Here is a 15818-nt window from a genome sequence, read left to right on the forward strand (position 1 = left end):
CCCCCCGCGCCCCTGCGGCCCCTCGATGGGGCCGCAGGGGCGCTCCCCCCGGAGTATTTGCGGAACAGAGAAGTTCAGAGCTTGCCGGTCAATTCCGGGACGACGCTGAACAGGTCTCCGACCAGCCCGTAGTCGGCGACCTGGAAGATCGGCGCCTCCTCGTCCTTGTTGATCGCAACGATCACCTTGCTGTCCTTCATCCCCGCAAGGTGCTGGATCGCCCCCGAGATGCCCACCGCGACGTAAAGCTCGGGCGCCACCACCTTGCCGGTCTGGCCGACCTGCCAGTCGTTCGGCGCATAGCCCGAGTCCACCGCCGCGCGGCTTGCCCCCACCGCGGCGCCGAGCTTGTCGGCAAGCGCCTCGATGATGGCAAAGCTCTCCTTCGAGCCCAGGCCGCGGCCGCCCGAGACCACCCGCTTGGCCGAGGTCAGCTCGGGGCGGTCGCTCTCGGCCACCTCGTCGGCAACCCAGGCCGACAGGCCCGGATCGGCGGCGGCGGCGGTCTCCGCCACGCTGGCCGAACCGCCGATCCCCGCCGCGTCGAAGCTCGCGGTGCGGATGGTGAAGACCTTCCTGGCGTCCTTCGAGCGCACCACCTGGATGGCGTTGCCGGCATAGATCGGGCGCTCGAACGTATCCGCATCGATCACCGCCGAGACGTCCGACAGCACCATCACGTCCAGAAGCGCCGCGACGCGCGGCATCACGTTCTTGGCATCCGTCGTCGCCGGCGCCGCGATGTGGTCGTAATCGCCGGCAAGGCCCACGATCAGCGCCGCCGTCGGCTCGGCCAGCCGGTGGCCATAGAGCGGGGCTTCCGCCACCAGAACCTTGGCGACGCCGGCGATCTTCGCCGCCTCCTCGCCCGCGGCCTTGGCCTGCGCGCCGGCGCAGAGCACCGTCACCTCGCCCAAGGACCCGACCGCGCCCACCGCCTTCGCCGTCGCGTCGCGGTTCAGCACCCCGTTCGTCACTTCCCCAAGCAGCAGAACAGCCATCAGATCACCCCCGCTTCCTTCAACTTGCCGACCAGCTCGTCCACCGAGCCGACCTTGATGCCGGCCTTGCGGCCCTCGGGCTCGCGCACCGAGACCACCTCCAGCCGCGGCGCGACGTCGACGCCGTAATCGGCTGCGGTCTTTTCCTCCAAGGGCTTCTTCTTGGCCTTCATGATGTTCGGAAGGCTCGCATAGCGCGGCTCGTTCAGCCGCAGGTCGGCGGTGACCACCGCCGGCAGCGCCACCGCGATGGTCTGCAGCCCGCCGTCGACCTCGCGCGTCACCCTGGCCTTGGCCCCGTCGATCTCGAGCTTCGAGGCGAAGGTCGCCTGCGCCCAGCCCAGCAGCGCCGCCAGCATCTGGCCGGTGGCGTTCATGTCGTTGTCGATCGCCTGCTTGCCGGCGATGATCAGTTCGGTGCCCTCGGCCTTGGCCACCGCGGCGAGGATCTTCGCCACCGCCAAGGGCTCGATGTCCTGCTGCACGTCGTCCGTAGCGGTGACGAGAATGGCCCGGTCGGCGCCCATCGCCAAGGCCGTGCGCAGCGTCTCCGCCGCCTGCTTGACGCCGATCGAGACGGCGATGACCTCGGAGGCCACGCCCTTTTCCTTCAGCCGGATCGCCTCTTCCACCGCGATCTCGTCGAACGGGTTCATCGACATCTTCACATTCGCAAGATCGACGCCAGACCCGTCAGCCTTCACACGGGCCTTCACGTTGTAGTCGATCACGCGCTTCACTGGCACGAGGATCTTCATGGTTTTTCCCTTCCTTGTTCGCATGCCGTCGCGGATCAGTTCCGCAGCGGCTTGCCGGTCCCGAGCATGTGTTCCATCCGCGCCCGCGTCTCGGGCCGGTCGACCAGCTCGAACAGCACCTGCCGCTCGATCGCCATGTTCTCGGCATCGCTGCGGCTGCCGCCGCCGCCCAGGATGCGGGCCAGGCCCCGCAGCACATGGCGGTCGTAATCCGAACCCTCGCCGGCCAGGTCGGAAAGATCGAGCCCGTCCGGCGGCGTCACCGCCAGTCCTGCGGGCGGAGCATAGCCCTGCCGGGCCATTTCGACCGCTATCCGGTGCGCGCTGGCCAGCAGCAGGTCGCGGTTCATCACCAGCCGGTCCTGTGGCAGCAGGATGCCCGCCGCAAGCGCCTCTTCGGCCGAGCCGGATTGGGATGCCGCAAAGATCGTCGCGGCCGCACGCCGCGCCGCATCGTCGGGAGCCAAGCCGGCCTGCAATCCGCGCGCCAGCAGGCTGGTGCAGCCGCCCCAGGCCGGGATCAGGCCGACCAGCACCTCGGGCAGGCCCATATGCACCTCGGCATGGGCGACGATGCAGTCGGCGTGCAGCGCCAACTCGCAACCGCCGCCCAGCGCAAAGCCGTGAACCGCCGCGACGACCGGCGCGGGTGCATGGCGCAGGCCCAGGAACAGGCGCTGGCCGCGGTCGATGAAGGCTTCCAGTTCGTCGCGGCGCCCGCCCTCGATCAGCGAGAGAATGAAGCGCAGGTCCGCCCCGGCCGAAAAGGCGCGGGGATCGTCATTGCCGATCACCAGTCCCTGCAGCCGCGCGCCCAGCAGGGGCAGCGTCTCTTCGATCACATCCAGCACCTCGGGGTGCAGGCTGTTCATCTTGGTGTGGACCTGCAACAGGCCGATGCCGCCGCCCGCATCCAGCAGCGAAGCCGAACCGTTGCCCAGGATGGTCCTGCCCTGCGCCCGCAGCCCGGCGGCCGTCAGCGGCACATCCCGCGCCGCGCCCGCGGCGGGTGCGGCAAGGAAATGCCCGTCGCGATAAAAGCCGCCCTTCTCGGCCGCCTGCGCCAGCAGCGTGGGAACAGGCAGGCCGGCCGAATGCAGATGCGCCGCCACCCGATCCAGCCCCCACCTGTCGGCCAGCACGAAGGGGCCCTGCCGCCAAGCATAGCCCAGCTGCATGCCGGCATCGACATCCGACGGGTCGGCGGCGATTTCGGAGGCGTGATCGGCGGCATAGGCCACCACCTCGCCCAGCACGGCGCGGGCATAGCCGCCATGCCGGCCGGGATCGGCCAGCAGCGCCGCCAGGTCCTTGCCGCCGCCGGGCAGCTTGCCCGGCGCGACGGGCGCGGCGGGACGCCAGTCGCCGGTCGCAAGGTCGCTGGCCTCGAGCCCCGCCTCGGTCTTGCGAAAGAAACCGCCGCCCGACTTGCGGCCGAAGCGGCCCTGCCCGACCAGGGTGCGAAACAGCGGATCGGCCGCGATGTCATAGCGGTGGAAACGGTCCGTCGCCGGCAGTCCATCGACCAGGCTGCGCCAGACCTGCGGCACCAGGTCGATGCCGATCAGGTCGAACAACCCGAAGACGCCGGTGCGGGGGATACCCATCGCCTGGTGGACGGCATCCGCCTGTTCCATGGTCAGGCCGTGTTCGCGCGCCAGCAGCGCGGCGGCGGCCATCCAGAAGCAGCCGATGCGATTGGCCACGAAACCGGGCGTGTCGCGGCAGTCGATGACGGTCTTGCCCAGCAGTTGCCGGGCCGCCTGCCGCGCGCGCTGCAGCAGCGCCGGGTCGGTTTCCGGGGTCGAGACGATCTCGAGCAGCGGCATCAGCCGGGGCGGGTTGAAGAAATGCGTGATCAGGAAGGCGCGGCGGAAGGCGTCGGACATGCCCTCGACCAGTTGCGAATGCAGCAGGGTCGAGGTGTTCGAGGACACGATCGACCCCGGTTTGCGCAGCGCGTCGATGCGCGCGTAAAGGTCGCGCTTGATGTCCAGGCGCTCGACCACCGCCTCGACGATCCAGTCGGCCTCGGCCAGAAGCGGCAGGTCGCGGACGACATTGCCGGTGACGACGCGGCCCGGACCGGCCGGCCCCATGAAGCCCTGGATCCTGACCTGCCGGGCCAGCCCCGCCTGCGCGGGGGCATCCGGCGCGCCACCTTCGGGCCCCGGCATGTCCAGCAATATGACCTTCAGCCCGGCATTGGCGAATTGCGCGGCGATGCCGCCCCCCATCGCCCCGGCGCCGATCACCGCGACGCAGGCGATGTCGCGCGGCAACCCGGCCCAGAATGCCTGGCTGGCCATCATCTTGGTCATGTCTGTTTCCCCCTCAGTTGCCGGTGAACCGGGCCGGCCGTTTCTCGAAAAAGGCAGAAAGCGCCTCGGCGAAATCCGCGGTTGCGGCACAGGTCTTGAAGGCCTGCTTCTCGGCCTCCAGCGTCGCGGCGTAATCCCGCCCGAAACTGTCGCGCAGCAGATGCTTGAGCGCGCCCGAGGCACCGGGGGCAAGGCCGGCGAGGCGCGCGGCAAGCCTTGCACCTTCTTCTTGCAGCGCCGCGTCGGGGACGACGCGGTTCACCAGCCCCCAGTCCAGCGCCTGCCCGGCCGGCACGGCGCTGCCTTCCAAGGCGATCCAGGCGGCGCGGCGCAGCCCGACGATGCGGGGCAAGGCCCAGGTGATGCCGCAATCCGCCGGCGCGCCGACCCCCAGATAGGCAAAGCTCAGCACCGCCGATTCGGCGGCCAGCGCAAGATCGGCCGCCAGGGCCAGGGACAGGCCCGCCCCCGCGACCGGCCCGTGCAGAAGCGCGACGGTCAGCGCATCCGATCCGGCCAGCCGCGCCAGGGCGCGGTTCATCGGCGCGATGATCGCCTCGGCCTCGGCGGCGCGATCCTCGGCCCGGCGGAAGGCGGCAAGATCGCCGCCCGCCATGAAGGCCCGGCCGTTGCCCGAAAGCGTCAGCACCCGCACCCCCGCGTCCAGGGCCTGGGCGACGGCGGCCTCGAAGGCGCGCGCGGTGGCCTGGTCGATGGCATTGAGCGCCTGGGGCCGGTCGAAGACGATGCGCCCCAGCGCGGCGTCGAGATGCAGTCGAAGAGGTTCGGTCATCGCAACTCCTTGCAAAAGCCCGCAATGGCGGCGGGCTGGAAAGCCCCTCCTGCCGCGCCCTGATTGCCATGGCCGGCGCGGCTGGGCAAGGTAAATATATACAATCATCTCCTATAAAAATACAATTATCGGAGCGATCCTGCAGCAACAGCAGCTTCTGCGCCGCAGCTGTATAATATTTTTCATTGATTCTATGTATTCATATGATAGTTGATACATACACAATTGCTGCCAGCCGGCCCTGCTGCATCGTCGCAGAAGGGTCGCAACAAGGGATCATCCATGAACGACATCGTCATCCTGTCCGGGGTTCGGACCGCCATCGGCGGCTTCGGCGGAGCGCTTTCGGGGCTTGCGCCGCACGCCTTGGGCGTCATCGCCGCCCGCGCCGCCATCGAGCGCGCCGGCATCGAGCCCGCCCGGATCGGCACGACCGTCTTCGGCCATGTCATCAATACCGAGCCGAAGGACATGTACCTGTCCCGCCTTGCCGCCATCGGCGCGGGCGTGCCCGACACCACCCCGGCCCTGAACGTGAACCGGCTTTGCGGCTCGGGTGTGCAAGCGGTGATCTCGGCCACGCTGGCCCTGCGCCATGGCGAGGCGGATTTCGCGCTGGCCGGCGGCGCCGAATGCATGTCGCGGGCGCCCTATGCCGTGCAGGCGGCACGCTTTGGGCAAAAGATGGGCGATGCGGCGATGGTGGACATGCTGGTCGGCACGCTCAGCTGCCCCTTCGGCACCGGCCATATGGGCGTCACCGCCGAGAACGTCGCGGCCGAGCATGGCGTCTCGCGCGCCGATCAGGACGCTTTCGCGCTGGAAAGCCAGCAGCGCGCGGCACGGGCCATCGCCGCAGGCTATTTCAGGGACCAGATCGTGCCCGTCGAGCTGCAGAGCCGGCGCGGGGTGGAGCTGTTCGACCGCGACGAACACCCCAAGGAAACCTCGCTGGCCGCGCTGGAGCAGCTGAAGCCGGTGTTCCGCAAGGACGGTTCGGTCACGGCCGGCAATGCCTCGGGCATCAACGACGGCGCGGCGGCCTTGGTTCTGGCCCGCGCGGATGCGGCCGAAAGGCTGGGCCTGACGCCGATCGCGCGCATCCTGGACCATGCGATCGCCGGGGTGCGGCCCGAGGTGATGGGCATCGGCCCGGTCCCGGCGGTCCGGCAATTGCTTGAGCGCACCGGGCTGAAGGCCGCGGATTTCGACGTGATCGAATCGAACGAAGCCTTTGCCGCCCAGGCGGTTGCGGTGACGCGGGCGCTGGACCTGGACCCGGCCCGCGTCAATCCCAACGGCGGCGCCATCGCCCTGGGCCATCCGGTCGGCGCGACGGGCAGCATCCTGCTGGTGAAGGCGATCAACGAACTCAAGCGCATCGGCGGGCGCCGCGGCCTGGTGACGATGTGCATCGGCGGCGGACAGGGCATCGCCCTGGCCATCGAGATGAACTGAAGGGTCCGAAACCGGACCCTGGAACTTGATGCAGGCTGCGTGGAAACGCGGCCTGCCTGGTCGTTCCATTTCAATCAACCAATTGAAATAACATCAATAATTCTTATTCGTCCTGCAAATAATCCTTGCCCGTTGAACACATTTTTGTCAGTTTCAGTATGCGCAATATGAATATTTGTATGCGTAACTGAGCAGATTCGACAAAGGACCGCCGCCCGCAATCCGGGCGTGACCGTTCCAGCGGATCGACGACACCGCCATGTCCAGGCAAGGACGGTTTGGGAGGAATGGAATGAAAATCAAGGCAAAGATCGGCTCCGTCAGCCAGATGGCCGCGGCAGTCCTGATCGGAGGGACAGGCGCGGCAGCCGCGCAGGATCTGACGGTTCTGGAGGCACGCATTGCCGCGCTGGAGAACCGGCAGGCCGAAAGCGGCCAGTTGACCCTGGCGCCCGGTGTAAAACTGACGTTTTACGGGTATACGAAACTCGACCTCATCACGGACAACAACTACGATCTGGGCGCGACCACCGGGGCCATGGCCGGGGTGACGGCCGGCAGCCCGCTGGAGGGTTCGGGCTCGAATGCCCATGCCTATGAAAGCCGGCTGGGCCTGCGCGCCAGCATCGACACCGACATCGGCGAGGTGAAGCTGACGCTCGAAGGGGACTTCTTCGGCAGCGGCGGCAATTTCCGCCTGCGCCACGCCTATGGCGAGGTCGGGCCGCTGCTGGCGGGCCAGACCTGGACCAACTGGGTGCCCGCCGAAGGTGGCCCCGCCGCGGTGCAGGACTTCAACGGCCTGGCGGGCGGCAGCTATTACCGCACGCCGCAGGTCCGCTATACCTTCCGGCCCAACGACCAGTGGCGCTTCGCCGTCGCGCTGGAAGAGGATTACGCGCCCGGCACCGCCTCGCGCGTCGCCGTGTCCGGTTTCGCGGGCTATGCCAACGGACCGCTGAAGATCGGCATGGGCGCGATCTCGCGCGGGCTGGAGACCAGCAGCTTCGGCGACGTCACCGGCTTCGGCTATGCCATCGGCGCCGATTACGAGGCCTGGCAGGGCGGCAAGCTGCATGCGCAATATATCGGCGGCAAGGGGATCTCGACCCTGCTGAACAACGCCGGCTTCTCGGGGCTGGAAGTGGGCACCGCGGGCAAATACGCCTTCGACGTCGATGCCGCGGGCGACCCGGTCAAGGCCAAGGGCGTGAAGCTGGGCGTCACCCAGAAGCTGGGCGAGAAAAGCGACCTTTCGCTGGCGCATGGCTTCCAGCGGTTCGACGATTTTGCCGGCGCCCTGGGCAGCCATACCAAGGAAATCAACTCGACCCATGTGACCTATCGCTACTTCGCGACGAAATCCGTGATGCTGGCGGCCGAGGCGGCCTATGTCGAGCGCGAGCAGTTCGACGGGGCGAGCTTCGACAATACCCGCCTGCAGGGCGTGGTGAAGTTCACCTTCTGAAACACCAAGGCCCGCCATGCCGGCGGGCCTTGTCCTTTCGCGAGGTTGGTCCTTTCGCCTGGGCCGAACGGGCTCAGACCGTATCCATGCTGCCCAGGATGACGCTGGTCTGCGAGGACAGCACCCCGCCATTGCCGTGGCACAGCGCAAGATCGGCCGCCGCCAGCTGGCGCTCGCCCGCCTCGCCGCGGATCTGGCGCACGGCCTCGACCAGCGTGAACAGCCCATACATGCCCGGATGCACGCAGGACAGCCCGCCGCCATTGGTGTTGACCGGCAGCGCGCCGCCTGGCGCGATGGCCCCGTCCTGCACGAAGCGGCCGCCCTCGCCCTTGGGGCAAAAGCCCAGGTCTTCGAGGAAAAGGATCGTGTTGATGGTAAAGGCGTCGTAAAGCTGCACCATGTCCATGTCGGCGGGGCCGTAGCCCGCGGCGGCATAGGCGCGCTGGCCCGACAGCTTGGCGCCGGTGACGCAAAGATCCGGCATGGCGGCGATTTCCTTGTGCGTGGTCTCGGCCCCGGCGCCCAGCACCGCCACCGGCTTCTTGCGTAGGTCGCGGGCACGGGCCCGCGAGGTCACGACCACCGCCGCCGCCCCGTCCGTGACCAGGCAGCAGTCCAGGGCCCCTAGCGGCGAAGAGACGATACGCGCGGCCAGGTATTCCTGCATGTCCAGCGGCTCGCGCCGGAATGCCTCGGGGTTCAGCTGCGCCCAGGCGCGCGCGGCCAGCGCCACCGCGCCCAGCTGCTCCCTGGTGGTGCCATAGTCGTGCATGTGGCGGCTGGCGGCCAGCGCATAGCCGCCGATGGGCATGCGCGCGCCATGCGGCGCCTCGTAGACCGAACCGCGCAGGGCCGAGACCAGCCGTCCCGCCGCCGACCGCTGGTTCGAGCCATAGCAGATCAGCGCCGTGTCCATGTATCCGGCCGAGATCATGAAGCAGGCCGTCATCAGGTGGTTCAGAAAGGACGAGCCGCCGGTGCGGTTGTTGTCCACGAACCGGGCGCCGACACCCAGATATTCCGCAACCGCCAGCCCGCCCAGCAGATCCTCGGGCAGGCAGGTGAAAAGCCCGTCCACGTCGGCAAGGCCCAGGCCCGCATCCTCGAGCGCCAGAAGCCCGGCCCTGGCGGTCATCTCGAGCGCGCTGTAGCCCTCGCACAGGCCGATGCCGAAGGTGGCGGCCCCGGCGATGGCGCAGGCGGCGCGCGGAAAGGCCTTATCCTTCATCCTGTTCCCCTTGCGGCACGAAGAACACATGCGGCGGCTCGCTTTCGCCGGCGATCACCGCGCGCAGGCGCTGGCCGATCGCGACCGGGGCCACGGCCTCGATCCGCGACAGCAGGCGGAAACCCTCGTCCATCTCGACGATGGCGATGATGCGGCTGGGCGCGGGCGGCTTTTGCGGCTGCTCGGTCACGGCATGGACCCGGCCCCGACCCGAGGATTGCGCCCATTCCAGCGCCGCCCCGTCGCCGGGCGCGGCTAGGCGGGGCGGAAAGACCGCCCGCCCCTCGGCCGTGCGCTGATAGCAGAAGCGGCCATCGCGCAGGGCTTGCAAATATTCGGCCTCGGGGCCCAAAGACGCTGTGGATGGTGATGCCATGCCTGCCCTCAGATGATCGCTTCGTCGCGCAGCTTCTCCAACTCCTCGGCGGAAAGCGAGAGGCATTGCCGCAGCACCTCGTCGCTATGCTCTCCGGCAAGCGGGGGGGCCGAGCGATAGCTCACCGGCGTCTCGGACAGCCGCAGCGGGCTACCGACCAGACGCACGGTGCCGGTGACGGGATGCTCCATGGTCACGAACATGCCGCGCGCCCGGAGCTGGGGATCCTCTTCGATGTCGGGCATCTCGTTGATCGGCCCGCAAGAGACCTTGGCGGCCAGGATCCTTTCCATCCAATGCGCGCGCAGGTTGGTGGACAGCACCGCGTTCATCTCGGCCGTCAGCGCCACGCGGTTCTCCAGCCGGTCGCGCGAGCGCAGAAAGCGCGGATCCTCGGCCCATTCCGGGTGGCCCAATGCGCCGGCCAGCCGGGCGAACTCGCGGTCGTTGAAGGTCGCGATCAGAATGAAGCCGTCGGCGCATTCGAAGACGCCGTTCGGCACCGCGGTCGGATGCTCGTTGCCGGTGCGCGGCAGCGGTGCGCGCGCGTTCAGCCACGAGCCGATATTGTTCATCAGCAGCGCCACCTGGCTGTCGAACAGCGCGATGTCGATATGCTGGCCCTGCCCGCCGTTCTGGCGATGCAGCAAGGCCGCAAGGATGGCGATGGCGGCATTGTTGCCGGCGGTGATGTCGGCGATGGGCACGCCCACGCGGGTCGGGATGCCGCCATCCGCCTCGGGCTGGCCGGTGACGGCCATCTGCCCGCCCATGGCCTGCACCAGGTAGTCATAGCCCGAGCGGTCGTTATAGGGCCCGGTCTGCCCGAAGCCGGTGATCGAGCAATAGATCAGCCGGGGGTTGAGCTTGCGCAGATCCTCGTAGCCCAGCCCGTATCGCGCCAGGGTGCCGGTGCGGAAATTCTCGATGAACACGTCCGATTCGGCGGCAAGCCGGCGCAGAAGCGCGGCCCCCTGCGGGCGCGAGAAGTCCAGCCCGATCGAGCGCTTGTTGCGGTTGACCATCTGGAAATAGGTCGATTGCTCGGGCGCGCCGGGGCGGCCCTCGACCCAGGGCGGGCCCAGGGTGCGCAGGTCGTCGCCATCGCCCACGCGCTCGATCTTGATGACGTCGGCGCCCAGGTCGGCCAGGGTCTGCGCCGCCAGGGGTCCGGCCACGACCCGCGTCAGGTCCAGCACCCGGATGCCCGAAAGCACGCCCCGGCAGGCGATCCGGCCTTGGCCGACCGTCGCATCAGTGGCGCATATGTCGAGTTCTTGCATGTCTGTCTGTAGGGTCATGGTTCCTCTGCCCAAGGCTATGCCAAGCAACTTCCGCTTGATTGAATATACAATAGCAATGATTCATTATACAAGAAAAGTATTGTTATTGTTTTTCGCAAGCGGGCATGTAATATTCCGGCAGCAAGCGAAGAACGTCAGCGGAGAGCGCAATGGATCTGCGGTTGAGGGGCCTGAAGGCGGCAGTGACCGGGGGAACTCGGGGAATCGGCAATGCGATCGTGCATGTCCTGGCCGAGGAAGGCTGCGCCCTTGCCACCTGCGGCCGCGCGCCCGAGCGCATCGAATCGCTGCGCCGGCAGATGGACGCCGCCGGGGTCCGTTTCCATGGCGAAACCGTCCAGGGACGCGACGGCGAGGCCATGCGCAACTGGATGAGGAACTCGGTCGAGGCCCTGGGCGGGCTGGACATCTTCATCGCCTCGCTGTCCGCCGGCGGCGGCACGGACGAGGAACGCTACTGGTATCGCAATTTCGAGATCGACCTGATGTCCGCCGTCCGCGGCGTCGAAGAGGCGCTGCCCGCCCTGCGCCGGTCGCAAAGCCCCTCGATCCTGATCCTGGCGACCATGGCCGCGTCCGAGACCTTCGTCGCGCCCATGGCCTATAACGCCATCAAGGCGGCGCTCGTCACCTGGTCCAAGCAGCTTTCCCAGCAGCTTGCCCCCGAGGGCATCCGCGTCAACTGCCTGTCGCCCGGCCCCACCATGTTCAAGGGCTCGAACTGGGAAATGATCCGTGTCGCGCGGTCGCGCATCTATGACAACGCCGTCCGCCAGCAGCCCACCCGGCGCATGGGCACCGCCGAGGAGATCGCGCGCTCGGCCGTGTTCCTGGCAAGCCCGGCCGCGTCCTGGTGCAACGGATCGCATCTGCTGGTGGACGGCGGCTTTTCCAAGCGCGTCCCGTTTTGAATCTCAGGAAGGTTCCTTTCATGGCCATCGAACGCATCAAGCCGACCGATTTCACCCGCACGCCGGCCACGCCTGTCGCGAAACCCGATTTCGGCACGGCGATGATCCCCAAGGAACGCTATACCTCGGCCGAATACATGCGCCTGGAATGGGAACGCATGTGGACCAAGGTCTGGCTGCTGGGCTGCCGGACGGACGACATCCCGAATCCCGGCGACTACCACGTCACCACCATCGGCAAGGAAGAGATCATCCTGGTCCGGCAAAAGGACATGTCGGTGCGCGGCTTCTACAACGTCTGCCTGCACCGCGGAAACCGCATCATGGTCGGCGAAGGCAACGCGACCAGTTTCAAGTGCCAGTATCACTTCTGGGAATACGGGCTGGACGGCGCGTTCGAGAACATCCCCGACCTCGAGACCTTCCCGCAGGGCGCGCCGCCCTGCAAGGGCCTGCGCGAGGTGAAATGCGACAGCTGGAACAGCTTCGTCTGGTTCTCGCTGGACCCCGAGGCCGAGCCGCTGCTGGACTATCTTGCGCCCCTGCCCGAGCACCTGGAACCCTATCACTTCGAGCGCATGGTCAAGGTCGCCGACATGACCGTGGAATGGGACTGCAACTGGAAGACCTCGGTCGATGCCTTCAACGAATCCTATCACGTGCAGGGCATCCACCCGGAATTGCTGTATTTCATCGAGGACAAGGACGTCCAGATCGACTGCTACGGCAGGCACAACCGCTATCTGGTGCCCTTCTCGACCATCTCGCACCGGGTCGAGGAAACCACCGAGATCCCGCATCTCATCAAGCACGCGATGAAAGAGGCGGGCATGAACCCCGCCGATTTCGACGGTCGCGTGACCGAGGTGCGCAAGGCGCTGCAAGCCTTCAAGCGCAAGCACGGCCCCGAGATGGGGCTGGATTACAGCGACCTGAACGACGACCAGCTGACGGACGATTACCACTACAACATCTTCCCGAACCTGACGCTGAACACCCATGCCGACGACCTGATGCTGTTCCGCCAGCGCCCGCATCCGACCGATCCCAACAAGATGTTCTTCGACCTGTTCATCTTCAAACTGCTGAAGAAGGACGAGCCGCGCCCGAAAAAGCCGCGCCACGAACAGTTCAGGCATGGCGAGAAATCGCTGGGCCTGGTGCTGGACCAGGACGCCTACAACCTGCCGGGGGTGCAGGCGGGGATGAACTCGGACAGTTTCGGCGGGCTGTGGATCGGCGACCAGGAACTGCGCATCCGCCATTTCCATCACGTGCTGGAATCCTATGTCGGATCGTGACGCCAAGCCCCCGCGCCGCTGGGAAGACCTGACCCTGGGCGAGGAAACCCGCTCGCGCGAGATGCTGGTCGAAGAACAGCCGATGATCGCGTTCGCCACGCGCTACGACCCGCAATTCTTTCACATGGACCCGGAAACCGCGGACCAGTCGCTGTTCGGCGGCGTGATCGCCAGCGGGCTTTACACCGCCTGCCTGTGGCGCATCCTGGATCACGAGGTGAATGGCGACATCGCCTGGGTCTGCGGCGTCGCCTGGGACAATGTGCGCTGGTCGCGCGCGGTGCGGCCGGGCGACCGGATCGTGGCGCATTCCCGCATCGAGGCGCTGCGCCCCTCGGCCTCGCGGCCCACCGTGGGGCTGGCGACGTTGCGCCACGCGCTTACCAACCAGGACGGCGAGACGGTGTTTTCCTTTGTCTCGACCGACATGGTCTATCGGCGGGAGGCTTAGGCGATGCGCCCCATGCGCCGGGTTCTGCTGGTGGTCGGCGGGCTTTACCACGACTTCGACTTCGTCCGGCTGGAACTGCTGGCGCATCTGGCCCGGCGCGAGCATCTGCGCGTCGATCTGCGCCACGACTATTCCGACCTGGACGCGCTGGAGCGTTGCGATGCGCTGATCACCTATACCGCCGCGCTTTTGCCCGATGCGGCGCAGACCGCGGCGCTGGCCGATTGGGTGGGGCGCGGCGGGCGCTGGTTCGCGCTGCACGGCACGAACTCGGCCATCCAGATCCGGCCCGACGGCAAGGTGCTGACCCCGGCGATGGAGCCGCTGCTGTTCGACCTGCTGGGCAGCCAGTTCCTGGCCCATCCGGTGCCCGGCCGCTATCGCATCCGCCCGGTCGAGGCCCATCCGCTGACCGAAGGCATCGAGGCATTCTTCCTGGAGGACGAGCATTATCTCCAGCGCCATGCCGAGGGGAACCTGGTCCTGCTGGCCTCGGAGTTCCAGGGCGAGACGGCGCTGTTTCAGACCCGCGACTGGCCCAAGGGGCAGCATCAGAGCTTTTACCTGCGCCCGCGCGGCAAGGGCGGCGTGCTGTATCTGACCCCCGGCCATGCCAGGGCGCGCTATGACATGCAGCCCCTGGCCGACACCTATCCCTTCGTCGAGCGCGGCGCCTGGATCCTGCCGGTGTTCCACCGGCTGATCCGGCGCGGCATCGCCTGGCTCGACCGCGACCTGCCGGAGGCCCTGCCATGACAAAGCCCGAGATCCTCGAGTTCCGCACCTCGGACGGGCTGCGCCTGGAGGCGGAAAGCTATGGCGCGGGGCCCACCATCCTGCTGGCCCATGGCGGCGGGCAGACTCGCTATTCCTGGCGCGGCGTCGCGCAGGCGCAGGCGGAAAAGGGCTGGCGCACCGTCGCGCTGGACCTGCGCGGCCATGGCGCCAGCGATTGGGATCCGGCCGGGGACTACAGCCTGGAACGCTATGGCCGCGACATTGCCGAGGTTGCGCAGCAACTGGGCGGCGGCATCTATCACGTCGGCGCCTCTCTGGGCGGCAACGCGGCGCTGGCCGCGGTCGGCCGCTATGCGCCCGAACTGTTTCGCGCGCTGGTGCTGGTCGATGTGGTACCGCAGGTGGACAAGACCGGCGTGGCCGAGGTGCTGGGCTTCATGGGCAGCCACCTGGACCAGGGCTTTGCCGACCTGGACGAGGCATCGCGCGCCGTCTCGGCCTATCGCAAGCAAGCGCCGCGCCCGGCCGGCCAGGCCTCGGGGCTGGCGCGCTATCTGCGCAGGCGCGACGACGGGCGGCTGGTCTGGCATTGGGATCCGGCCTTCGTGCGCGGCAGGCGCCACGGGCGGCTGACGCCGGACCTGGCGCAGCGGCTGGACCGCGACCTGCGCAACATCACCTGCCCGGTCCTGCTGCTGCGCGGGCTGGACAGCAACCTGGTCACGGACGAGGCCGAGGCCGCCTTTCGCCGCAGCGCGCCCGAGGCGCTGGTCTGGCACGTCGACGATGCCGGGCACATGGTCGTCGGCGACAACAACTCGCAATTCGCAGGCGATCTGGACCGTTTCCTGAACCTGGTCCGCAACCGCGAAACAGCCATCGCAAACCAGGGGAGAGCGAATGCCTAGACTCGAGGGAAAGCGCGCCGTCATCATCGGCGCCGCCGGCAAGGACAATCTGGGCCAGGTGCTGGCCCGCCGCTTTGCCGCCGAGGGCGCGCAAGTCACCGTCGCCGGCCGCCATCAGGACGTGCTGGCGGAACTGGCGGCCGAGATCGGCGGCCATGCCGTCACCGCCGACATCACCCGGACCCAGGACAACGAGGCCCTGGCCGAGGCGGCCCTGGCGCGGATGGGCGGCATCGACATCGCAGTGAACTGCACCGGCTGGGGGCTGCTGGTGCCCTTCCTCGACACTACCCGCGACGAGCTTGAGCAGATGACGCGGCTGCAATTCGTCGGCCCGTTCGAGTTCTTCCAGTCCATGCTGCGGCGGATGGCGGATGGCGGGTCGATCGTCCAGGTTTCTTCGGCCACGGCGCGGATCATGATGGACGACCACGCCGCCTATATGGGCACCAAGGCCGGGATGGACCACGTCATCCGCTGCATCGCCAACGAGTTCGGCGCGCGCGGCATCCGGGCCAATTCGGTCTCGCCGGGCTTTACCGCCTCGCCCATGACCGGCCGCGCGGCAAGGAACGATGCGGTTGTCGGCGCATTCGCGCGGGAATACCCGCTGGGCCGCGTGGGCACGCTGGAGGACACGGCCGAAGCGATCGCCTGGCTTTGCACCGATGCCTGTTTCCTGACCGGCGAGAACCTGCAGGTCAACGGCGGGCTGACGCTGCGCCGCAACCCCACCAATGCCGAGATCGCAGGCGCCGTGCGGGCCGCGAAGGCCGCCCGCGCCGCCGCGCAATAGTTC

15 protein-coding genes are annotated in these 15818 nt (G+C 67.8%); 8 read left to right on the top strand and 7 right to left on the bottom strand.

Features of this window, described 5'->3' with window-relative positions; genetic code table 11:
* Positions 1-74 precede the first annotated feature (74 nt).
* The 4 genes from E3U26_RS13210 to E3U26_RS13225 are packed head-to-tail and all read right to left on the bottom strand — an operon-like array spanning position 75 to position 4873.
* On the bottom strand, positions 75-1001 hold the full coding sequence (locus E3U26_RS13210) for an electron transfer flavoprotein subunit alpha/FixB family protein (RefSeq protein ID WP_499106149.1): 927 nt from the start codon (positions 999-1001) through the stop codon (positions 75-77).
* Positions 1001-1759, bottom strand: coding sequence for an electron transfer flavoprotein subunit beta/FixA family protein (locus tag E3U26_RS13215; RefSeq protein ID WP_499106150.1), 759 nt, complete (start codon positions 1757-1759; stop codon positions 1001-1003). Before E3U26_RS13215 ends, E3U26_RS13210 begins: the two co-directional genes overlap by 1 nt.
* Positions 1760-1794: 35 nt before the next feature.
* A complete protein-coding gene (locus E3U26_RS13220) occupies positions 1795-4080 on the bottom strand; it encodes a 3-hydroxyacyl-CoA dehydrogenase/enoyl-CoA hydratase family protein (RefSeq protein WP_051419589.1) in 2286 nt (761 codons plus the stop codon).
* Positions 4081-4093: 13 nt separating this feature from the next.
* On the bottom strand, positions 4094-4873 hold the full coding sequence (locus E3U26_RS13225; protein WP_024844859.1) for an enoyl-CoA hydratase/isomerase family protein: 780 nt from the start codon (positions 4871-4873) through the stop codon (positions 4094-4096).
* A gap of 282 nt (positions 4874-5155) precedes the next feature.
* Here E3U26_RS13225 and bktB point away from each other — a divergent pair, with 282 nt between their 5' ends.
* A complete protein-coding gene (gene bktB, locus E3U26_RS13230; protein WP_499106151.1) occupies positions 5156-6331 on the top strand; it encodes a beta-ketothiolase BktB in 1176 nt (391 codons plus the stop codon).
* 292 nt (positions 6332-6623) lie between these two features.
* Complete coding sequence (locus E3U26_RS13235) at positions 6624-7799, top strand: DcaP family trimeric outer membrane transporter (RefSeq protein WP_024844857.1); 1176 nt, start codon at positions 6624-6626, stop codon at positions 7797-7799.
* 73 nt (positions 7800-7872) lie between these two features.
* On the opposite strand, the gene E3U26_RS13240 is transcribed toward E3U26_RS13235, so the two are convergent.
* The 3 genes from E3U26_RS13240 to E3U26_RS13250 are packed head-to-tail and all read right to left on the bottom strand — an operon-like array spanning position 7873 to position 10707.
* Positions 7873-9030: an acetyl-CoA acetyltransferase gene (locus tag E3U26_RS13240; RefSeq protein WP_072463269.1), complete on the bottom strand. Its 1158-nt coding sequence runs from the start codon at positions 9028-9030 to the stop codon at positions 7873-7875.
* The gene (locus E3U26_RS13245; protein WP_499106152.1) at positions 9020-9406 is read right to left on the bottom strand and encodes a Zn-ribbon domain-containing OB-fold protein; all 387 of its coding nucleotides are present in this window, start codon (positions 9404-9406) and stop codon (positions 9020-9022) included. Before E3U26_RS13245 ends, E3U26_RS13240 begins: the two co-directional genes overlap by 11 nt.
* An 8-nt stretch (positions 9407-9414) precedes the next feature.
* The gene (locus tag E3U26_RS13250) at positions 9415-10707 is read right to left on the bottom strand and encodes a CaiB/BaiF CoA transferase family protein (RefSeq protein WP_499106153.1); all 1293 of its coding nucleotides are present in this window, start codon (positions 10705-10707) and stop codon (positions 9415-9417) included.
* 152 nt (positions 10708-10859) lie between these two features.
* Between E3U26_RS13250 and E3U26_RS13255 the strand changes: the two genes are divergently transcribed.
* From E3U26_RS13255 to E3U26_RS13280, 6 genes are read left to right on the top strand one after another with little or no spacing between them, the layout of a single operon-like run.
* Positions 10860-11621 carry an SDR family NAD(P)-dependent oxidoreductase gene (locus tag E3U26_RS13255; protein ID WP_028710218.1) on the top strand — a complete coding sequence of 254 codons (762 nt, stop codon included), beginning with the start codon at positions 10860-10862 and terminating at the stop codon, positions 11619-11621.
* A 20-nt stretch (positions 11622-11641) separates the two neighbouring features.
* The gene (locus E3U26_RS13260; RefSeq protein ID WP_499106154.1) at positions 11642-12922 is read left to right on the top strand and encodes an aromatic ring-hydroxylating oxygenase subunit alpha; all 1281 of its coding nucleotides are present in this window, start codon (positions 11642-11644) and stop codon (positions 12920-12922) included.
* On the top strand, positions 12909-13373 hold the full coding sequence (locus E3U26_RS13265; RefSeq protein WP_028710216.1) for a MaoC/PaaZ C-terminal domain-containing protein: 465 nt from the start codon (positions 12909-12911) through the stop codon (positions 13371-13373). Before E3U26_RS13260 ends, E3U26_RS13265 begins: the two co-directional genes overlap by 14 nt.
* A 12-nt stretch (positions 13374-13385) precedes the next feature.
* A complete protein-coding gene (locus E3U26_RS13270) occupies positions 13386-14129 on the top strand; it encodes a ThuA domain-containing protein (protein WP_028710215.1) in 744 nt (247 codons plus the stop codon).
* Positions 14126-15019, top strand: a complete 894-nt coding sequence (locus E3U26_RS13275) for an alpha/beta fold hydrolase (protein WP_051419585.1) — start codon at positions 14126-14128, stop codon at positions 15017-15019. Before E3U26_RS13270 ends, E3U26_RS13275 begins: the two co-directional genes overlap by 4 nt.
* Entirely contained in the window at positions 15012-15815 is an 804-nt protein-coding gene (locus tag E3U26_RS13280) for an SDR family NAD(P)-dependent oxidoreductase (RefSeq protein WP_028710214.1), read from the top strand. Before E3U26_RS13275 ends, E3U26_RS13280 begins: the two co-directional genes overlap by 8 nt.
* The last annotated feature ends 3 nt before the right edge of the window (positions 15816-15818 follow it).

It is taken from the genome of Paracoccus ferrooxidans (genome assembly GCF_029909815.1).
In the GTDB taxonomy this organism is placed as follows: domain Bacteria; phylum Pseudomonadota; class Alphaproteobacteria; order Rhodobacterales; family Rhodobacteraceae; genus Paracoccus; species Paracoccus versutus.